Origin of the sequence: Pelomonas sp. Root405 (assembly GCF_001425165.1) — a bacterium.
Lineage (GTDB): Bacteria > Pseudomonadota > Gammaproteobacteria > Burkholderiales > Burkholderiaceae_C > Pelomonas.
The window spans coordinates 78,148-96,315 of sequence record NZ_LMDU01000014.1 but is presented as its reverse complement, the minus strand read 5'-3'; the positions used below and the strand labels follow the sequence as shown (position 1 = coordinate 96,315).

14 protein-coding genes are annotated in these 18,168 nt (G+C 69.0%); 6 read left to right on the top strand and 8 right to left on the bottom strand.

Annotation, left to right across the window (positions count from 1 at the left end; translation table 11 throughout):
• Positions 1-77: 77 nt before the first annotated feature.
• Both ASC81_RS18455 and ASC81_RS18450 read left to right on the top strand, forming a co-directional pair.
• Complete coding sequence (locus ASC81_RS18455) at positions 78-1,070, top strand: PEP-CTERM sorting domain-containing protein (RefSeq protein ID WP_056270260.1); 993 nt, start codon at positions 78-80, stop codon at positions 1,068-1,070.
• Between the two features lie 135 nt (positions 1,071-1,205).
• Positions 1,206-2,228 (top strand): PEP-CTERM sorting domain-containing protein, encoded by a 1,023-nt coding sequence (locus tag ASC81_RS18450; protein WP_156392271.1) that lies wholly within the window; start codon positions 1,206-1,208, stop codon positions 2,226-2,228.
• On the opposite strand, the gene ASC81_RS18445 is transcribed toward ASC81_RS18450, so the two are convergent.
• Both ASC81_RS18445 and ASC81_RS18440 read right to left on the bottom strand, forming a co-directional pair.
• The gene (locus ASC81_RS18445) at positions 2,197-2,844 is read right to left on the bottom strand and encodes a general secretion pathway protein GspB (RefSeq protein WP_056270253.1); all 648 of its coding nucleotides are present in this window, start codon (positions 2,842-2,844) and stop codon (positions 2,197-2,199) included. The genes ASC81_RS18450 and ASC81_RS18445 overlap by 32 nt on opposite strands.
• A gap of 6 nt (positions 2,845-2,850) precedes the next feature.
• The gene (locus ASC81_RS18440; protein WP_056270250.1) at positions 2,851-4,536 is read right to left on the bottom strand and encodes an ExeA family protein; all 1,686 of its coding nucleotides are present in this window, start codon (positions 4,534-4,536) and stop codon (positions 2,851-2,853) included.
• 338 nt (positions 4,537-4,874) lie between these two features.
• Here ASC81_RS18440 and ASC81_RS27125 point away from each other — a divergent pair, with 338 nt between their 5' ends.
• Together ASC81_RS27125 and ASC81_RS27120 are read left to right on the top strand one after the other, a co-directional pair.
• Complete coding sequence (locus ASC81_RS27125; RefSeq protein ID WP_156392270.1) at positions 4,875-5,783, top strand: hypothetical protein; 909 nt, start codon at positions 4,875-4,877, stop codon at positions 5,781-5,783.
• An 84-nt stretch (positions 5,784-5,867) separates the two neighbouring features.
• The gene (locus ASC81_RS27120; protein WP_156392268.1) at positions 5,868-6,242 is read left to right on the top strand and encodes a hypothetical protein; all 375 of its coding nucleotides are present in this window, start codon (positions 5,868-5,870) and stop codon (positions 6,240-6,242) included.
• A gap of 596 nt (positions 6,243-6,838) precedes the next feature.
• On the opposite strand, the gene ASC81_RS18430 is transcribed toward ASC81_RS27120, so the two are convergent.
• The 6 genes from ASC81_RS18430 to ASC81_RS18405 are packed head-to-tail and all read right to left on the bottom strand — an operon-like array spanning position 6,839 to position 13,238.
• Positions 6,839-7,813, bottom strand: coding sequence for a UDP-glucuronic acid decarboxylase family protein (locus tag ASC81_RS18430; protein ID WP_056270239.1), 975 nt, complete (start codon positions 7,811-7,813; stop codon positions 6,839-6,841).
• Positions 7,810-8,760: a glycosyltransferase family 4 protein gene (locus ASC81_RS18425; RefSeq protein ID WP_056270237.1), complete on the bottom strand. Its 951-nt coding sequence runs from the start codon at positions 8,758-8,760 to the stop codon at positions 7,810-7,812. Before ASC81_RS18425 ends, ASC81_RS18430 begins: the two co-directional genes overlap by 4 nt.
• Positions 8,736-9,818, bottom strand: a complete 1,083-nt coding sequence (locus ASC81_RS18420) for a glycosyltransferase family 9 protein (protein WP_056270234.1) — start codon at positions 9,816-9,818, stop codon at positions 8,736-8,738. Before ASC81_RS18420 ends, ASC81_RS18425 begins: the two co-directional genes overlap by 25 nt.
• Positions 9,818-10,807 carry a glycosyltransferase family 2 protein gene (locus tag ASC81_RS18415; RefSeq protein ID WP_056270231.1) on the bottom strand — a complete coding sequence of 330 codons (990 nt, stop codon included), beginning with the start codon at positions 10,805-10,807 and terminating at the stop codon, positions 9,818-9,820. The genes ASC81_RS18420 and ASC81_RS18415 overlap by 1 nt, the downstream gene beginning before the upstream one ends.
• Complete coding sequence (locus ASC81_RS18410) at positions 10,804-11,910, bottom strand: glycosyltransferase family 9 protein (RefSeq protein WP_056270230.1); 1,107 nt, start codon at positions 11,908-11,910, stop codon at positions 10,804-10,806. The genes ASC81_RS18415 and ASC81_RS18410 overlap by 4 nt, the downstream gene beginning before the upstream one ends.
• Positions 11,907-13,238 carry a glycosyltransferase family 1 protein gene (locus tag ASC81_RS18405; RefSeq protein WP_056271737.1) on the bottom strand — a complete coding sequence of 444 codons (1,332 nt, stop codon included), beginning with the start codon at positions 13,236-13,238 and terminating at the stop codon, positions 11,907-11,909. The genes ASC81_RS18410 and ASC81_RS18405 overlap by 4 nt, the downstream gene beginning before the upstream one ends.
• A 242-nt stretch (positions 13,239-13,480) precedes the next feature.
• Here ASC81_RS18405 and ASC81_RS18400 point away from each other — a divergent pair, with 242 nt between their 5' ends.
• Positions 13,481-16,126, top strand: a complete 2,646-nt coding sequence (locus ASC81_RS18400) for an ATP-binding cassette domain-containing protein (protein WP_162245925.1) — start codon at positions 13,481-13,483, stop codon at positions 16,124-16,126.
• A gap of 148 nt (positions 16,127-16,274) precedes the next feature.
• Positions 16,275-18,125 (top strand): carbamoyltransferase C-terminal domain-containing protein, encoded by a 1,851-nt coding sequence (locus tag ASC81_RS18395; RefSeq protein WP_235533705.1) that lies wholly within the window; start codon positions 16,275-16,277, stop codon positions 18,123-18,125.
• Positions 18,126-18,168 lie beyond the last annotated feature (43 nt).

The window sequence follows — 18,168 nt, the reverse complement described above, 5'->3', positions numbered from 1 at the left end:
ACTGGCGCGGCGGCGATGCGGGGGCTATGTTCCGCCGCACCCCGACGCCCCTGTGCGGGTCATCTGAAGGATCCCCCATGCGTCGTCTCTGTCTGGCCTGGCCGCTGCTGGCCGCTCTCTGCGCCTCACTCGGTGCAGCCGCCCCGGCCGCTGCCGCCACCTTCGTCTCCCGTACCTCGGCCAGCGGCACGCCCGGCCCCGGTGGCGAACACAAGGACTTTGCCGCCGGCCAGGCACCGGTCCAGGCGCAGTCCGAACACCAGGGCTCGCGGCTCGTCCCCTACGACCCCATCCCGCCGTCCGCACCTTTCGAGTCGCACACCCTGGTGTATTCGCAGGCCACTGCGCGCGCTGACCTGGGCGGCGTCCACCTGGTCGCCCGGGGCCGCGGCCTGATCGAGGACGCGCAGCCCTTCTACTTCAGCACCTTCGCCGCCCATGCCACCGCCAGCGGCGGCTTCGGCGACAGCTTCACCATCAACGCGCCCGGCACCGCGGGCCTGCTGCAAGGCACGGCTGGCTTCTCCGTTCATGCCCTGCTGAGCGGCGCGGTGCAGGTGGCAGGCTCTGTCGACCCCGCCATCCCCGGCAATGCCGAGGTCTACCTGAGCTGGACCGCGCGCATGGTGGTGAGCGACGCCAGCGGCGTTCTCGGCGACCTGTCGCTCTCGGGTGGCTGCAGCAGCCTCACCAGCTTCAACGGCGGGCAGCTCATGTGTGGCGGCGATGCGCTGGGCATGCATTTCATGAACCTGAGCTTCTCCGGCGGCCAGACGATGTCGGTCAGCATCGAGGGCGAGGTGCGCACCTCCGTCTTCGGCACGCAGGGGCGCGGCGGCATGGCGCAGGCCGACGGCCTGGCCGACTTTGGCAACACGCTGGCCTGGGGCGGTTTCCAGAATGTCCAGGACGCCGCCGGCAACCCGGTGGCCGGCTTCTCGGCGCTCAGCGCCAGCACCGGCCTCAACTACGCCACGCCCTTCCCGTCGGCCATCCCGGAACCATCGATCTGGTTGCTGATACTGGTCGGGCTGGTCGGGCTGGCCAGGCTGGGTCAGCGGCGGCGCTGAACGCCGACCTGCACCGGCCGCGCGGGACAACGGGCGCCACCCCCTGAAGCTTGGGGGGTGGGGCATGGCCGGTTTCGCCCACGCATGGCGTTCGTTCAAGCAGGCCTTCCGGGCCGCTCATGAACGGAGATTGCCATGCGACATCGATACCTCACGCGCCTGCCACGCGCCCTTCGCCCTGCGACCGCGTTGACCCTGGCCGCGCTGACGCTGCTGCCCGCCACCGCCCAGGCCGCGGCCGAAAGCTGGGGGCGCTCCGAAACGCAGGTGCGCGTGGGCGGCCAGCCGATCCAGTTCAAGGCCGATCCCGACGACCGCTGGTTGCGGCAGGTCGATGGCTTCACGGTGCTCACCGGCGTCGACAACTTCAGCAGCGCCATCGATCCCTGGACCGGCAACCTGATGGCCGCGACCGCCAATGCCAGCTTCAGCCTGGAGGCCGGGCGGCCGCGCATGGAACTGCTGACGGCCGCCGACGCCGGTACCTACAGCTATGCGACCGCCGGCGGCGTGGTGTTTGTCACCGGCACCATCACCGGCACGCCCGGCGCACGCGGCCTGGTCACCTTCGATGGCAGCTTTGCCGCGGCCGTGGCGCCGTCGACCCAACCGGCCCTGTCGAGCGCCGCCACGGTGGACCTGGGCGCCGGCCTGGTGCTGACAGGCGCGGGCCAGAGCGCCTGCCGTTCCCAACGCTGCCAGGCCTTCGACTCGCTGACCCAAAGCTTCGACAACGGCAGCCACCCGCTCAACGGGCTGTCCAAGCCCTTTTCGCTGAGCCTGGAGGCCAGCGTGGGCGACAGCTTCCACATCTCGTTCAACGTGGGCGCCACGGCCAGCAATGGCTACTTCGTGCTGATCGGCCAGCCGGCCGGCGTGCCGCTGAACGCGCCGGCCGGGCTGGATGCACTGGCCGCGTCGGCCAACAGCGCCGCCACGGCGCCGGGCAGCTTCGCCGGCATCGGTGGCCTGCGCCTGAGCAACGGCCTGGGCGTGTCGGCGGACAGCGGGCTCTTGCTGCAGCCGGATGGCCGCTGGACACCGCCATCGCCGGTGCCCGAGCCGGCCGCTGGCTGGCTGCTGAGTTTCGGCCTGGCAGGCCTGTGGCTGCGGCGCTGGCTTGGCGCTAAACCGGCAGCCGGTAGCGCTGCCCCTTGAAGCTCAGCACCAGCTCGCGCGGGCGGATCTGTTCCAGCACCAGGTCGGCGCCCAGCTTGGCGCCCTCGCGCACGACTTCGCCGTTGACCATCACGAAGCGGCTGGCCGGATCGTCGGAGTAGACCGAGCCGCTGATCGCCAGGTTGGGCAGCTCGCGGCGCGTGCTTTCGGGCAGCTCGGCCAGCCGCGGGATGCGCGCTTCGCCCGCGGCAGCGGGCGCCGGGGCGGTCACGGTGGCGGGCGTGGGTGCCGGCGCAGGCGCCACGGCGACCGGCGGTGGCGCGGGCGGCAGGTAGGGCGAGCTGGCCGCTTCGGGCTGCGGCACCGGCACGCTGGGGTCCGGCGGCGTGCCGACGTCGGCAACCGGGGCGGGCGGCGGCGCCGGCTGCGCCACCGGTGGCGGTGCTGGCTGCGGCCCGCTCGCCCACCAACTGCCGGCACCGATGCCGGCCAACAGCAGCAGGCCGGCGCCGGCCCAGGGCAGCCAGCGGCGTTGGCCAGCGGCCGGCGCGGTCTCGCTGCCGGCCGTCGCCTGCGTGTGCAGACCCGGCACCTGGCCCCGCTCGCGTTCGCGGTCGGCTTCGGCGCGGCGCAGGGCGTCGAGGATGTAGGACATGGCGGCTCAGTCGGTAGATTCGGGGTTGTCCAGGCGCGGCTCGGCGATGCCGGCAGCCCGGTTGATCAGCATCAGCGTGATGGGCCCGACGCGGCCGTCCGGCTGCAGGCCCTGGCTGGCCTGGAAGGCTTGCACCTGGGCGGTCACCTCGGCCCAGGTGGGCGGCGCGGTGGCGGCCGTGGAAGCCGCGGATGCTGATGCGCCCGGTGGACCCGATGTGAGAGCCAGCTGGGCCGCCAGCCAGTCGCGCAAGGGGCCGATGTTGTCGGTGCGGCCGAGATAGCCCGGCGGCACGCGCCAGAAGGTGCTGAACTCGCCGCGCCAGGCGCGCGCCAGTTCGGCCAGCGCGACGCGCCGCCGCTTGCCGTCCACCATCAACGTGGCCTGCTCCGCATCCAGCCCCACCAGCGCGGCCAGGGCCGGCGGCTGGCCGGGGCGGCGCAGCGTCAGCAACACCGGGCGGTCGATCAGGCGCACCAGCGACAGGCTGCCGCTGGGCGTGCGATAGCACTGCAGGCCCCGCTGGGCGGCTGCCGTGCAGGGGTCGACGCCGTCCGGCAGCGGCAGGCCCCAGGCTTGCGCCAGCGCGGCCCAGGCATCGCCATCGTGCGGCGCCCAGTCGGCCAGCTGCAGCGGCTCGGGCGCCGGCGCCACGCTGCTGGCCGCCGGGGCGGGTTGTGAAGCAGCGCTCGCAGCCAACGGTACCGCGCTGGCAGGTGCGGACGTCGCGCTCGCCGCAGTGGCCACGACCGCTGCGGTTTCGCCGCCATGTTGCTGCTGCAGCCCCCACGTCAGCCCCGCACCGGCCACGGCCGCGGCCAGCACGGCCAAGCCGACAGTGGCCGGCGCTGGTCCACGCCGGGGCACCGGCGTGGCGTGCTGCGCATCGAACACCTCGGCCGCGGCCTGGCGAACGATGGCGGGCGTGACCTGCGCCTGGCCGCTGGCATAACCCCCCAACAGCGCGCGGTCGCACAGCAGGTTGATGCGGCGCGGCACGCCGCGGGTGAGCTCGTGGATCAGGCGCAGCGCCTTGGCGTCGAACGGCAACGCCCCCGTGTGGCCCGCCACGGCCAGGCGGTGGCGGATGTACTGCGCCGTCTCGGGCTCGGACAGCGCCCCCAGGTGAAAGCGCGCAATGACGCGCTGGGCCAGCTGCTCCAGCTCGGGCCGGGCCAGCATGCCGCGCAGCTCGGGCTGGCCGATCAGCACCACCTGCAGCAACTTGCGCTCGCTCGTCTCCAGATTGGTCAGCAGGCGCAGCTGCTCCAGCACGTCGGCCGACAGGTTCTGCGCCTCGTCGATGATCAGCACGTTGTTGCGCCCGGCCGCGTGCTGGGCCAGCAGGAAGGCGTTCAGCGGGTCGACGTAATCCTTCACCGTCTGCGCGCCCGCCGGCACCGGCGCATGGAACTCGTCGCAGATCGCCTGCAACAGCTCGGTCACCGTGAGCTTGGGGTTGAAGATGTAGGCAACGTTGCAGTTCGCCGGAATCTGCTCCAGGAAGCAGCGGCAGACAGTGGTCTTGCCGGCCCCGATCTCGCCGGTCAGCAGCACGAAGCCGCCACCGCCGTCCAGCCCATACAGCAAATGCGCCAGCGCCTCGCGGTGACGCTCGCTCATGAACAGGTAATGCGGGTCCGGCGCGATCGAGAACGGCGCTTGTTTCAAGCCGAAGAAGGTCGCGTACATGGGGCGGCAGGATAACCAGTGCGTTGGGGCGGCAGGAGGCGGATGCGCCTTGGCGGCATCACGGCTTTCCAGAGCAAGGTCGTCTCCCAGTACCGCCGAGTCGAGCGGACCGACATATCCGCTAGGTAATTCCGCGCTGGTACGCGGGGCCAACTGAAACTTACATTTCCTTGTCGCCGCCGCTGACGTGACCGTCAATGGGCGGGTGGTTCCGAGAGAGCATCGGTCGGTGCTATACCAACACCCCCCCAATGGACTTGGCATGCCCGGCTGTCAAACGCTAGCGCACATGTAGCTGAATATGTTTGCATGAAAACAATCTAGGGAGGACTTAAATAATGGACCACGCACTTCATAAACTGCGATTGCACTTCTTCTATTGCTCGGTAATTTTAACATTAGTAATAATTGCAATTGCCACCGACCGTTGGACCTTGCAACCGAAGTTCACTGAGTTTTTAAGCAACGCGGCCACGATGACCTCTCTTGTACTTGGTCTGGTTGCAATTTTCTACTCGTTCATCGCAAACGACGGACTTTCCAAAAGTCTGGGCAGTATAGGGGCCGTATCAGACGAGGTGAAAGCTTCTCGAGATCAGATCGTCAATCAAGTAAATTTGAGTACCCAAACTACGAAATCAGCGCAGCGAAGTGCAGAACTAATTGAAGGCGCGTCATCGTCAATCAGCGCCAATCTCGCAACGCTATCTGCCACGCTTTCCGCAATTAGTACCCATACCGAATTTTTGCACGGCTCTTTGGGTGATCTACCGACACGCCTGGATCAACTCGAAACTAAACTGATTGATGCCACGAAGTCACTGGGGATAAAGCCTGTAACGCCCGCATCAACCACAACGTCAAAGAGCATTGACCCAGTCATAGTTAAAACATTTTTATCAACGTCGTCACTTGCGGCAAACACATTGGCTTACGCCTGCGTGCTGGCATATCAAACGGGCAAGCCGCTGAATATTCCAGAGTTTTGCAGAGCAACAGGATCCAAACTAGAGAACTATCTAAATGGATTTTTAGCTTGCATGGATGCGGTCCAGTTGGCAGATATATTTCCAGTCGATGGCGCAATTCGGACATACACCATTACAGGCATTCACGATTCTTTAGTTAAAGACACCCGAGAATACATCTTTGGCTTTATAGAGCGCCAATATAAAGACAAAAACACCCAAGTATATGAACGATGGAAAAATGCGATGGTCCAACTTGAAACCCTATACGGCCAATAAGCTCAGCATCGGTTCAAATAAGATTTTTAAGGGGTTCCTAGCTAGAGCCTTGGGCGTTCCTCATCTCAAACATCAAATCTCACGATGAAGTTCCCTGAAGTGCTTGCATTTGAGGAGGGAGGCACTCTGCGCCTCTTCGCCAGCGTGAAAGACGCGGAACTCGCGTTTGAAGGAGTTGATGTGGAAAGCGGCACCGTGTCGTTCTATGACCAACATGGGCAGCCGTTGCGCGTTGACTTCGTCACCCCGAACCGCCGGGGTCGGCTGCTCGGTCATCTCGCTTGGTTCTCATCTGGGGCGTACAAGCTTGTACCCGCAGAGCCGGGCATCGCCGATCCAATTGCCCTAGCCATATTCGAGTCGTGTGCGCTTGATCCAAATCCTTGGTTTGCCTCACTCGAAGCGCTGAAGTCTGAGCTGCGCAGGCGCGGTGTCGACGCCCAGTGGAGGGAGGGATGACGGCAAGACTTCGCATCCCAATCAGTCGAAACGCCTACGGGGTTCCAGTCACTTCTACAGTCGGCTCCAAATGGGACCAGAGCCACTAGTCTTCCCGCTTGCCTTCATTGGCCTGATTGGGCTGGTCGTCTCATTGACGTTCATTGTCAAAGCACGAGGTCGATCGTGGTTAGCAATTCCGCTTTTCGCTGGCGTAGCGTTTGCCGCCTACGGGGCGCAGGGTGCGGACTATTTCCGTCACACGGTGACCACGTTCCTCATGGTTTTCGGCATCTTCGTCATAGCGAGCGCAGCCGTCTTTGCCACCGGATGCCTGCTACTGCTTCCTTTCAAGCCGCAATTGGTGCGCTTGGTAGGACGACTTGGATTCAAGAGAAAGTCGCCTCCTGCTCCGTGAACCGACAACTCCATGCGAGAAAAGTTTGAGCTGCAACCCGCCACTCGCTGAGCTAAATCGTTGAACGCCGACTTCACTGCGGCGCAGTCAGCCTCTGCCAACCGCTCTGGATCTGCCTCCGTACTCAATTCCCAAGCTTCCATCGTGCGCACGGTTCACGCCGCTCAATCAGGCAGGCAGCCTAGCTACCGCGCCACCCTCAAGCCACCGTCACCCTTCGCGCCCCCAACAGCCCGCGGAAGTGATGGATGGTCCGCTGCAGGCCGTCCTCCAGCGCCACTTCCGGCTGCCAGCCCAGGCGCTCCCTGGCCAGTGAGATATCGGGGCAGCGCCGCCGCGGGTCGTCCTGCGGCAGGGGCTTGAAGACCAGTCGCGCGCGGCTGCCGGTCAGGCGCAGGACCATCTCGGCCAGCTGCAGCATGGTGTGCTCGCCGGGGTTGCCGATGTTGATGGGGCCGATCTCGCTGCTGTCCATCAGCGCCAGCAGCCCGCGCAAGGTGTCGTCGACATAGCAGAAGCTGCGCGTCTGCTGGCCGTCGCCGTAGACGGTGAGGTCGTCGCCCTGCAGGGCCTGCACGATGAAGTTGCTGACCACGCGGCCGTCCCCCGGGGACAGGCGCGGGCCATAGGTGTTGAAGATGCGCGCCATGGTCACGTCAACGCCATGCTGCTGGCGCCAGGCCATCAGCATGGCTTCGGCACAGCGCTTGCCTTCGTCGTAGCAAGACCTGGCCCCGTTGGGGTTGACGTGGCCCCAGTAGTCCTCGCGCTGCGGGTGCTGCTGCGGGTCGCCGTAGACCTCGCTGGTGGACGTGTGCAGCAGCCGCGCGCCGCTGGCCCGGGCCAGCTCCAGCAGCCGCCAGGCACCCAGCACGCTGCTCAGCACGGTGTCCACCGGCCACTGCTGGTAGTGGGCCGGGCTGGCCGGGCAGGCCAGGTTGAAGATGCGGCCGGCGTCGCTCATCTCGGGCGTGGGCTCCAGCCCCACGTCGCGCTTGCTGAAGGTGAAGCCCTTGTGGCCGAGCAGGCGCTCCAGGTGGGCAACGTCGCCGGTGCTGAGGTTGTCCACCGCCATGACGCGGTGGCCGCGGGCCAGCAGGGCTTCGCACAGATGGCTGCCGATGAAGCCGGCGGCGCCGGTGACCAGCACGGTGTCGGTGGTGGTGTCGCTCATGTGGTGACCTCGTGGAGTGCGTGCAACCAGTCGCCGACGAAGCGGTCGATGTTGAAGCGCTGCTGCGCCAGTTGGCGCCCGCGCGCGCCCCAGCTGCGCGCCAGCTCGGGCTCGCGCAGCAGCTGGCGCATGGCATCGGCCAACGCGGCCGGGCGGTTGTCGATGAAGCCGTTGTCGCCACTCTGGATGACGGTGGCCAGCTCGGTGGTGGCCAGGCCGATGACAGGCTGGCCGACCATCATGGCCTCGATGAGGGCCAGGCCAAGGCTGGTGTAGCGCACCGGGTGGAAGTAGAAGCGGTGACTCGCCATCAGCTGGGGCAGCTCCAGCTGCGAGACCTCGCCGATGCCGCCGGGCAGGGTTTCGCTTTCCATGCCGGCCAGCGTCAGCGGGACGTCATGGCGCAGGCCGAGGTAGAGGTCCAGGCCGAGGCGCCGGCCGCGCTTGCCGAGCTGGTTGATGACGACCAGGCCGGAGGGCTTGTCGCCAACATAGCGCGCTTCGGCGACGGGCTTGACCCCATGTTCGATGACGCGCGACGGTGTCTCGCCGGCATCCCACATCAGCGCATTGAAGTGGCTGCAATGCACGAGCAGCGTGCCCGGGTCCTGCACCCAGTGGCGCTCGTTGGTCGGGTGCTGCTGCGGCGGGTCGTGCTCCAGGTAGATGCGCGGCAGCTTCTGCTGCGCGGGGCTGAGCCAGCGCAGGCGGTCGGACTCCCAGCCGACCCGGTGCTGGTAGAGCACGACGTCGAAGTCCATGTCTTCCACCTGCTCGACCGGCGCCTCATGCACGTTGGGCCCCCAGGGCAGCGTACCGACTCGGCCGACGCGGCCGGGCGTGCGCTCGGGGTCGGTCAGCAGGTAGAAGTCATGCGGCACCTGGGTCAGGTTGTACAGATAGTTGCCGTGGACATGCCAGGTCAGGATGCGCAGGCGACGGGGCATCGGATCTCCTCTTCAAAACGGCTCAGCAGGTCCTGTGCGGCGCGCACGACCTCGGTCACGCCGACGTCCAGCGCGCAGCCGTGGCCGACGGGGCATTCGGCGTGCGCACAGGGTCGGCAGGGCGCGGGCGCGGCCAGCACGCGGTGGCGTTCGACATCGGGCGGCGCCCAGCGCGCCACCTCGCTGCCGCAGGACACCACGACGCTGGGCACGCGCAGCGCGGCCGCGATGTGCGACACACCGGTGTCGTTGCAGACCAGCAGGCGCGCATCGCGCAGCAGCACGCCCAACGTCCACAGGCTGGTACGGCCAACCAGGTTGACATGGGGCACGGCGAGCAGCTCCGACAGCTGCTCGCCCAAGGCCTGCTCGCTCGGCGCGCCGGTCAGCACGATGCGCAGGCCAAGGTCGTGCAGGGCCTCGGCGACGGCTGCGAAGCGCGCCACCGGCCAGCGCCTGGATGCGAGCTGGGCGCCGGCATGGACGCAGGCATAGGGCGACCCGCCCTCCCAGCCGTGCCAGGCCAGGCGCAGCATGGCGTCGTCACCGGACCGCAGCGGGAACTCCAGCGTGCCGTCGTCTACGGCCAAGCCGAGGTGGCGGCACAGGCCCAGCAGGCGCTGCACCTCGTGGCCTCCCTCAGGCCAGCGGCAGAACAGGCGGGCGTCTGGCACATGGGCGCCCTCGGCGTGGAAGCCCGCGACATGCCGCGCACCCAGCAGCGCCACCAGCGGGTTGGTGAGCTGGCCGCTGCCGTGCAACTGGATGGCCAGGTCCCAATGCGCCGCCTGCATCGCGGCCAGGAAGTCGGGCCAGGCGCGCACGTCGAGTGGCTGCTCTGGCAGCCCCGGCCAACCGGGAAACGGCAGCCATTCGTCAACATGGGGCAGGCGCTCCACCAGGTCACGGCTGGCCGGGACGCCCAGCAGGCTGATGTGGGCGTCGGGCCAGGCGCGGCGGATGGCGCGCAACGCCGGTACCGCACACAGCGTGTCGCCCAGCATCAGCGCGCGCAGCACGACGATGCGGCGCACCGGGCCGGTGATGGCGTGGTTCATCACAGGAAAGGAGTACGAAAATGCCAGGCCCCGCGCAGCCGCCAGTAGACCGACAGGAAGGGAATGGCGGCCGACGTGGCCAGCATCTCCAGCACGTGGCCAGGCGCACGCGAGGTCGGGCGCAGCCGACGCCAGGCCACGGCCAGGATGAGCAGCAGCGCCGCCGCCAGCGCCAGCGCAGAAGCACGCGTCTGCCCGGCCAGCGCCAGCAGCGGCACGGCCAGCGTCAGCGCCACGATGGCGTAGTAGTCCCAGGGCGGCACGGGCCGCACGCGGCTGCGGTAGGGCCGCGGGTGCTTGCGGTAGAGCAGCGCGTCGAAGAAGACATTGCGCTGCTGGCGCAGTGACACGCCCCAGCGCTCGGGCCGCACCGGGTGCGTGACGACGGCCCGCGGCGCGCGGCCGATGGGGCCGGCCTGCAAGAGCCTGAAGTGCAAGTCGGAGTCCTCGCGCCAGGCGCGCAGGAAGCGCTCGTCGAAGCCGCCGATGCGGTCCAGCACGTCACGCCGCACGAAGGCATTGGCCGTGACGAACTCGGCCGTCTCCAGGCCGCGCGTCATCAGCTCATGGTCCGTCGGTCGCCGGCTGTCGTCGCCATCGCGAGGCACCCTCACCTGCCCGGCGGCGGCGACCCAGTCGGGATGCAAGGCGAGCGTCGCCAGGCCCTCCTTCAGCCAGTCGGCGTCGGGCCGGGTGTCGTCGTCGGTGAAGGCCACCCAGTCGCCCCGCGCGGCGCGCCAGCCCGCGTTGCGCGCCACCGCGGGCCCACGGCCAGTCGGCGGGCGCAGGTAGCGGATGGACACCGCGGCGGTGGCCGCCATGCCGTGCACCTGCTCGCGCGTCGCATCGTCATGGCCATCGTCGACGACGATGATCTCGAAGCGCCCGGCCGGCAGGGTCTGCGCCAGCAGCGCGTGCAGGCATCTCGCCAGCAGATCCGGGCGATGGAAGGTCGGCAGCACCACGCTGATCCTCGGTGCCGTTGTCATGCTTTGTCCTCCAGCAGCGCCAGCGTCGCGTCGGCCACCTGGCGCGGCGCCACCTGGCGCAGGCAGTCGTGATGGCCCTGGGCGCAGACGCTTTGCAGGCAGTTGCGGCAGGGCACGTCATGGTTGAGCACGCGGGCACGAACCTGCCACGGCGTGTGCTGGGGGTTGGTCAGCGCATACAGGTCGACGACCGGCGTGCCTAACGCCGCAGCCAGGTGCACCGGGCCGCTGTTGTTGGCGACCAGCACGCGCGCGCCGGCCACCAGCGCGGCCAGCGTGCCGAGCTGCTGCAGCGGCGCCAATACGCACCCCTGACGGCCGCCGCCGCCCATGGCCGTGGCGGCCTCGTCCAGCAGGCCGCCCTCGCCGGGGCCGGCGCAGAACACCACCTGCACGCCGGCATGCTGCAGCAAAGCCGCCGCGGCACCAAAGCCAGCCGCCGGATAGCGCCGCGAGGCCGCGCTGGCGCCGGGGTGGATGAGCACATAGGGCCGCACCGGGTTCACGCCGGCTGCGAGCAGCAACCGGTGCGCCTCGGCCCGGTCGGCCTCGCGCAGTGCAAAGCGCAGGCGCTCGTCGCTGGTGCGCAGCCCCACCTGGGCGACCAGGTCGAGCTGGCGCCTGACTTCGTGGCGCATGCCGGCGGCGATCTGCTCCGTATCGGGCACCTCGTCGCTGAGCAGGCCATAGGCGCGCTCGCGGGTGTGCGCCAGCACCAGCGGGATGCCCGCCAGGCGGCACAGCAGCGCGGCCGGCAGCGCGCTCTGCGTGCAGACGGTGAAGATGATGGCGGCGTCGAAGTGCTGTTGCTGCAAGGCTTGCAGCAGCGCGCCTTCGGCCTCCCCCGGCGGCTGGCCCTGCAGCGCCGCGGCGCCCGCCTTCACCCAGGGCGCGTTGAAACCCATGATCTCGTCGAGCCCCGGCAGGTGCGGCACCAGCGCCTGCGCCATGGGTGCGGCCAGCAGCGCCAGATGAGCGGCCGGCAGGCACTCGCGCACGGCCGCGATGGCCGGCGTCGTCATCAGCACGTCGCCGAGGTTGTCCAGCCGGACCAGCAGCACCCGCCGCGCTGCCCGCCAGGCCTGCTCGCGCGCCTCGCTCACACCTTGGCCCCCAGCGTGCGCAGCGGCATGACCACGCTCGGCTGCGGCCTGAGCTTGGGCGGCAGCAGCCGCAGCGTGGTTGCGGCCACACGGCTGCGGCGCCGCTCGGCGACCTGCGCATAAACGCGCGCCAGCTTGGCCGCCACGCCATCCCAGGTGAACTCACGGCCGACCCGCGCCCGCCCGCCGCGGCCCATCAGCCGGCCCAGGTCGGGCAGCCAGCGCAGGTCTTCCAGGCGCTGGGCCAGCACCTCGGGGTCGTTGGGCGGCACGAGGTAGCCGGTCAGGCCGTCCACCACGGTGTGCTGGATGCCGCCGACGGCCGAGCCGATGACGGGCGTGCCACAGGCCATCGCTTCCAGCGGCGTGATCCCGAAGGGCTCGTACCAGGGCGTCGTCACGAACACGTCGGCCGCCTGGTAGTAGTCGCGCAGCTCATGGCGGTCGCGCCGCCCCGTGAAGGTCACCTGCCCGGCCACGCCCGCCTCGCGCGCCACGGCGCGCAGCCGGCCGATCTCGGGCGTCAGCGCCTCGTCGGGCTCGCGCGCCTCGCCGCCGACGACGAGCAGCCGCCACGGCCGGCCGCCGCTCGTGTTGTCCAGCCGGCCGACCGCGCGGATGACGTTGTCGATGCCCTTGCGCGGCACCAGGCGGCCCAGCTGCAGCACGATGAACTCGTCCTCCGGCAGGCCCAGGCGGCGCCGCGCGGCCAGGCGGTCACCGGGCGTGAACTCGTCCAGGTCGACGCCACAGGGCACCTGGGCAATGCGGTGCGCGGGCACGCCGCAATGGCGCATCAGGTCCGCCGCGTCCTGCGGGCATTCCGCAATCACGCAGTCGGCCTCGCGCGCGATGCGGCATTCCAGCTCAATGCGGTCGGCGGGGAACTTGTCGGCCTCCTTCTGGTGCAGACGGCGCACCGCGCCGAGGGCGTGGAAGGTCTGCACCAGCGGCACGTTCAGGCGGCGCTGAACGCGCAGGCCGACCAGGCCCGACATGAAGAAATTGCCGTGCACGACGTCATACGGGTGGCTGGCGCGCATCAGCCGCAGCGTCTCGGTGCCGAAGGCCTGCATGTGCGGCAGCAGCTGCTCCTTGGGCACAAACTCGGCGGGCCCGGCGTCGATGTGCAGCACCCGCACGCCAGGCCGCATGTCCACGGCCGTCGGCAGGCTGCGCTGGTCGCGCCGCGTCAGCACGTCGACATGGTGGCCGCGGCGCGCCAGGGCCTGGGCGACGTGCAGGACATAAACATTTTGTCCACCGGCGTCCACACTGCCCTGGCTGGCGAGGGGCGACGCATGCTCGCTGATGAGCGCGATTCTCAAGGCTGCCGTCATGACGATTCCCATTCCGTTGTTTGCCCGGCGGCTGGCAAACGACATTCCAGCCGCTTCATGCGTTTGACCTGTAACGCTGCTCAGCACGCTGTTTGCCCGCAACGCTTTGTGCAGCACTTCTTGCAGTCCCCCTCCCCTCGGCACCACGGCCCTGCAGCAGCCGCGGGCATGGCGCTTGCGTATCGCTAGAGATGGACATCACGAGAGCACCGGCAGCGGGCAGGCAGGCCTTGTCGAATCTCTGGGACGCGCTGCGCCCATGGCGCCGGCCGGTGCTGCTTGCGCTGGCGCTGCTGGTGCTGTCCAAGCTGGCGGCCGTCGCGGTGCCGGGCATGCTCAAGGCCATCGTCGACCACCTGTCGCCAGATTCGGCGACAGTCGCGCTGAGCGTTCCCTTCGGTCTGTTGGCGGGTTATGCGCTGCTGCGCTTTGCCGCGGTGCTGTTCACCGAACTCCGCGACCTGGTTTTCTCGCGCGTGGGCAAGCAGGTCGTCAGCGGCTTCTCGGAGCGCGCCTTCGCCCACCTGCTGGCCATGAGCCCGCGCTTCCACGCCAAGCGCAACACCGGCGCGCTGGTGCGCGAGGTGGAGCGCGGCATCGCCGGCATCGGCTATCTGCTGGGTGCCGGCGTGTTCACCGTGCTGCCGACGGCGGTGGAGTTCCTGGTCGTGCTGGTCATCGTGTCGGTCGGCTACGGCCTCAGCTACGTCATCGTCATCGGCGCGACCATGGTGGCCTATGCCGTCTGGACCGGCTGGAAGACCCGGGCGCGCGTCGAGAGCCAGCGCGCCATGAACGAGCACGACACCCGCGCCCACGGTCTGCTGGTGGACACGCTGCTGAATTACGAGGCGGTGCGCACCCACGGCCGCGAGTCCAGTGAAAGGTCGCGTTATCGGGAGGTGCTGACGCGCTGGGTGGACGGCAGCGTCAACAGCCAGAAGACGCTGTCGTCCTTGCACCTGGGGCAGGCCGGCATCATTGCCGTGGGCGTGGGCGTGGTCATGCTGATGGCCGGCAGCGACACCGCAGCCGGGCGCATGAGCATCGGCGACCTGGTGATGGTCAACGCCTACCTGATCCAGGTCTTCCTGCCGCTGAACACGCTGGGCTTCGTCTTTCGTGAGACGCGCGACGCGCTGCTGAACACCGAGATGCTGTTCGGGCTGCTGGGCCAGCCGCCCGACATCCAGGACGCCCCGGGCGCCGGGCCGCTGCAGGGCAGCGACACGGGCGTGCGCTTCGAGCACATCGACTTCGGCTACGAGCCGCAGCGGCGCGTGCTGCACGACTTCTCGCTGGAGATCCCGCACGGCCGCACCTGTGCGGTGGTTGGCAGCAGCGGCTCGGGCAAGTCCACGCTGGCGCGGCTGCTGATGCGCATGTACGAGCCCGATGCCGGCCGCGTGCTGATCGGCGGCCAGCCGCTGCAGGCGCTGACCCAGCAGGCGTTGCGCGACACCATCGGCGTGGTGCCGCAGGACCCGATGCTGTTCAACGACACCATCGCCTACAACATCGGCTATGGCCGGCCGGGCGCCGTGCGCGAGGAAATCATCGCGGCCGCGCGCGCCGCCCAGGCCGATGACTTCATCCGCCTGCTACCCGACGGCTACGAGACGCTGGTGGGCGAGCGCGGCGCGCGCCTGTCGGGTGGCGAAAAGCAGCGCATCGTCATCGCCCGCGCCTTCCTGAAGAACCCGCCCATCATGGTGCTCGACGAGGCCACGTCGGCGCTGGACACGCGCGCCGAGCGCGCCATTCAGGGCGCGCTGGAGCGCGTCTCGCGCGACCGCACCTCGCTCATCATTGCGCACCGGCTGTCGACCGTCGTCGGCGCCGACGAGATCATCGTCATGGACGGCGGCCGCATCGTCGAGCGCGGCCGCCACGAGGCGCTGCTGGCCCAGCAGGGCCTGTATGCCCAGCTGTGGGAACTGCAGCGCCAGCAGCAGCAGGCGCAGACGCTGGAACGCCGCCTGGCCCTGCATCCGGTCAACCTCGCCGCGCTGCTGGTCATCAATCTCGACAGCCTGCACGGCGAGCTTGCGGCAAAGCGTACCGAGCCCTACACCAACATCGACATGGGCGTGGCCAATGTCATCGGCGACGCCAGCCGCATCGCGCGCATCGTGCAACTGGTCTGCGAGCTGGCCCTGCAGGGCGCCGAGCGCGGCCGCATGGAAGTCAGGCTGGAGCGCCGCGGCAACGGCAGCCAGCTCACCGTCGGCTTCCATGGCCACATCGACACCGCGGCGGGCGGCGCGCCGGACACGCTGGAGCTCAGAACGCTGGCGGGCGAGGCCGCCGCCGACCTGTCCATCCAGCGCGACCCGGCGGTCGGCGAGCAGCAATACCAGCTCGTTTTCCCGCTGCCTGCCATCGTTCCCAGCGAGCCGGCCTGGCCGGAGAGCGACACCATGCCGCTGGACGACGACGACGAACCCCTCATCACCGACCCTCGGCCGCTGGCCGGCCTGACGGTCCTGTGCGTGGACGACGACGAGGACGCGCTGGCCTCATTGGGCAGCCTGCTGGAGCTGGACGGCGCGCACACCGAGCGCGTGACCTCGGGGCAGGCGGCGTTGTCGCTGCTGGCCGGCCGCCCGGTGGACGACTGGCCCGACGTGCTGCTGTGCGACATCGCCCTGGGCGCCGAGGACGGCCATGCGGTGGTGCGCAGCGTGCGGGCGATGGAGGCGCGACGCGAGGTGCCGCTGAACCAGCGCCTGCCGGCCATCGCGCTGACCGGTCTGGCCCAGCCGGAGGACAGGATCCGCGCGTTGGCGGCGGGCTTCCAGCGCCATCTGGCCAAGCCCGTGGCGCCCGACCAGCTGGTGCGCGCGCTGCGCCAGCTGTCTCGCGTGCACGCCTGAAAGCGCGCTCTCGCGCGGGCCGGCTTGGGAGCGGCCCGGTGCTCGGCCCGAAGAGCCCGAAGTACCGGTAACCGGCGCTACCTAACTTGAAGGAGGTACGGCGGCATGCGGCTTGCCATCTGCTGGCAAACCGCAGGAGAAATCACCGATGCAACCCGCCCCCGCACCGGCCGAGCCCGGATCGCCAGCCCCGCGTCTGTTCACGCTGGGCATCAACGCGAGCTTCCACGACTCTGCGGCCGCGCTGGTGCTGGACGGCCAGGTGCTGGCCGCCGCCGAGGAGGAGCGCTTCACGCGCATCAAGCATGGCAAGCGCCCCCTGCCCTTCACCGCCTGGGAGCTGCCCTACAACGCCATCGACTTCTGCCTGAAGGAGGCCGGCGCGACGCTGGCCGATGTCTCGCATGTGGCCTACAGCTACGACCCGCAGCTCTTCATCGGCGACCGCGCGCCGGACGAGCGCATCACGCTGCCGCTGCAGCCCTCCGACTTTGAGCCCGGCGCCTGGGAAAGCCCCTGGGACCCGCTGTTCGCCGCTTACATCTTGAACGCCCCGCGCCAGCTGCGCGACGGTGCGCCCCATCACCTGAAGAAGCGCTTCGCCCTGCCCGACAAGGCCAACCCGCCCTACCGCTGGCACTTCGTCGCCCACCACCTTTGCCACCAGGCCAGTGCGTTTCTTGCCGCACCTTTCTCCCGCTGCGCCGTGATGACGCTGGATGGCCGCGGCGAGCATGCCAGCACTACCTATGGCCGCTACCGCGACAGCCGCTACGAGGCCCTGGGCGAAGTGCGCGTGCCGCATTCGCTGGGCCTGCTGTACGAGCAGGTCACCCAGCACCTGGGCTTCCTGCACAGCAGCGACGAGTACAAGGTGATGGCGCTGGCGGCGCTGGGCACGCCCGCCCATGTGGACATCCTGCGCGACCACCTCGTCGTGGGTGCCGAGGGGCAGTACCGCTGGCAGCCGCTGGACTTCACCAAGGCCTTCGGCCCGTCGCGCGTGCCGGGCTCGACGATGAGCCAGCAGCACCTCGACCTGGCTGCCTCGCTGCAGCGCGTGCTGGAGGAAACCGCGCTGCAGCTGGCCAGCTGGCTGCGCGAGCGCAGCGGCGAGCAGGACCTGGCCATGGCCGGCGGCGTGGCGCTGAACTGCCTGATGAACTCGCGGCTGCGGGACGCCGACATCTTCAAGCGCGTCTGGATACAACCCGCCGCGGGCGATGCCGGCACGGCGCTGGGCGCGGCGCTGTGGACTGACGCCCGCGAGCGCCGCGGGCTGGAGGACGACAGCGCCCAACCCGAAGGCGCCGAGGCCTCGGACGCGAAATCGGGCGCCGTGTTCACGCTGGCGCCGCGGCGCTGGCAGATGGACCATCCCTATCTCGGCCCGTCCTACGAGGACGACGAGATCGAGGCGCTGCTGCAGTGGGCCAAGCTGACCTACCGGCGCGTCGACGACGTCGCCGACCAAACGGCACAACTGCTGGCACAGAACAAGATCATCGGCTGGTTCCAGGGCAATATGGAATTCGGCCCGCGGGCCCTGGGCGCGCGCTCCATCCTGGCCTCGCCGGTCGACCCCGAGATGCAGGCCCGCCTCAACGAGCTCAAGGACCGCGAGGACTTCCGGCCGGTGGCGCCGGCCGTCAATGCCGAGAACCTGGCGGACTGGTTCGAGCCCGCCGACGCCAACGACGGCGCGTCGTCTTTCATGCTGTTCGTCTACCGCGTCAAGCCCGGCCGCGGCGACCGCATTCCGTCGGCGCTGCACAGCGACCACACGGCCCGCGTGCAGACGGTGCACAAGGAAACCAACCCGCTCTTTCACGAGCTGCTCGACGCCGTGGGCCGCAGCACCGGTGTGCCGGTGCTCGTCAACACCTCGTTCAACGTGCGCGGCGAACCCATCGTCGCCACACCCAAGGCCGCCATCGAGGCCTTCTTCAGCACCTCGCTCGACGCCCTGGTCATCGGCTCTTTCATCCTGGAGAAATAAGCCAGCGAAAACAACGCTGATCCACACGACCGCGTCCACCCCG

What these genes read in the sequence shown, in the direction of transcription:
- ASC81_RS18455 (WP_056270260.1), top strand. Translation starts at nt 78, where the DNA reads ATGCGTCGTCTCTGTCTGGCCTGGCCGCTGCTGGCCGCTCTCTGCGCC.
- ASC81_RS18450 (WP_156392271.1), top strand. Translation starts at nt 1,206, where the DNA reads ATGCGACATCGATACCTCACGCGCCTGCCACGCGCCCTTCGCCCTGCG.
- ASC81_RS18445 (WP_056270253.1), bottom strand. Translation starts at nt 2,844, where the DNA reads ATGTCCTACATCCTCGACGCCCTGCGCCGCGCCGAAGCCGACCGCGAA.
- ASC81_RS18440 (WP_056270250.1), bottom strand. Translation starts at nt 4,536, where the DNA reads ATGTACGCGACCTTCTTCGGCTTGAAACAAGCGCCGTTCTCGATCGCG.
- ASC81_RS27125 (WP_156392270.1), top strand. Translation starts at nt 4,875, where the DNA reads ATGGACCACGCACTTCATAAACTGCGATTGCACTTCTTCTATTGCTCG.
- ASC81_RS27120 (WP_156392268.1), top strand. Translation starts at nt 5,868, where the DNA reads ATGAAGTTCCCTGAAGTGCTTGCATTTGAGGAGGGAGGCACTCTGCGC.
- ASC81_RS18430 (WP_056270239.1), bottom strand. Translation starts at nt 7,813, where the DNA reads ATGAGCGACACCACCACCGACACCGTGCTGGTCACCGGCGCCGCCGGC.
- ASC81_RS18425 (WP_056270237.1), bottom strand. Translation starts at nt 8,760, where the DNA reads ATGCCCCGTCGCCTGCGCATCCTGACCTGGCATGTCCACGGCAACTAT.
- ASC81_RS18420 (WP_056270234.1), bottom strand. Translation starts at nt 9,818, where the DNA reads ATGAACCACGCCATCACCGGCCCGGTGCGCCGCATCGTCGTGCTGCGC.
- ASC81_RS18415 (WP_056270231.1), bottom strand. Translation starts at nt 10,807, where the DNA reads ATGACAACGGCACCGAGGATCAGCGTGGTGCTGCCGACCTTCCATCGC.
- ASC81_RS18395 (WP_235533705.1), top strand. Translation starts at nt 16,275, where the DNA reads ATGCAACCCGCCCCCGCACCGGCCGAGCCCGGATCGCCAGCCCCGCGT.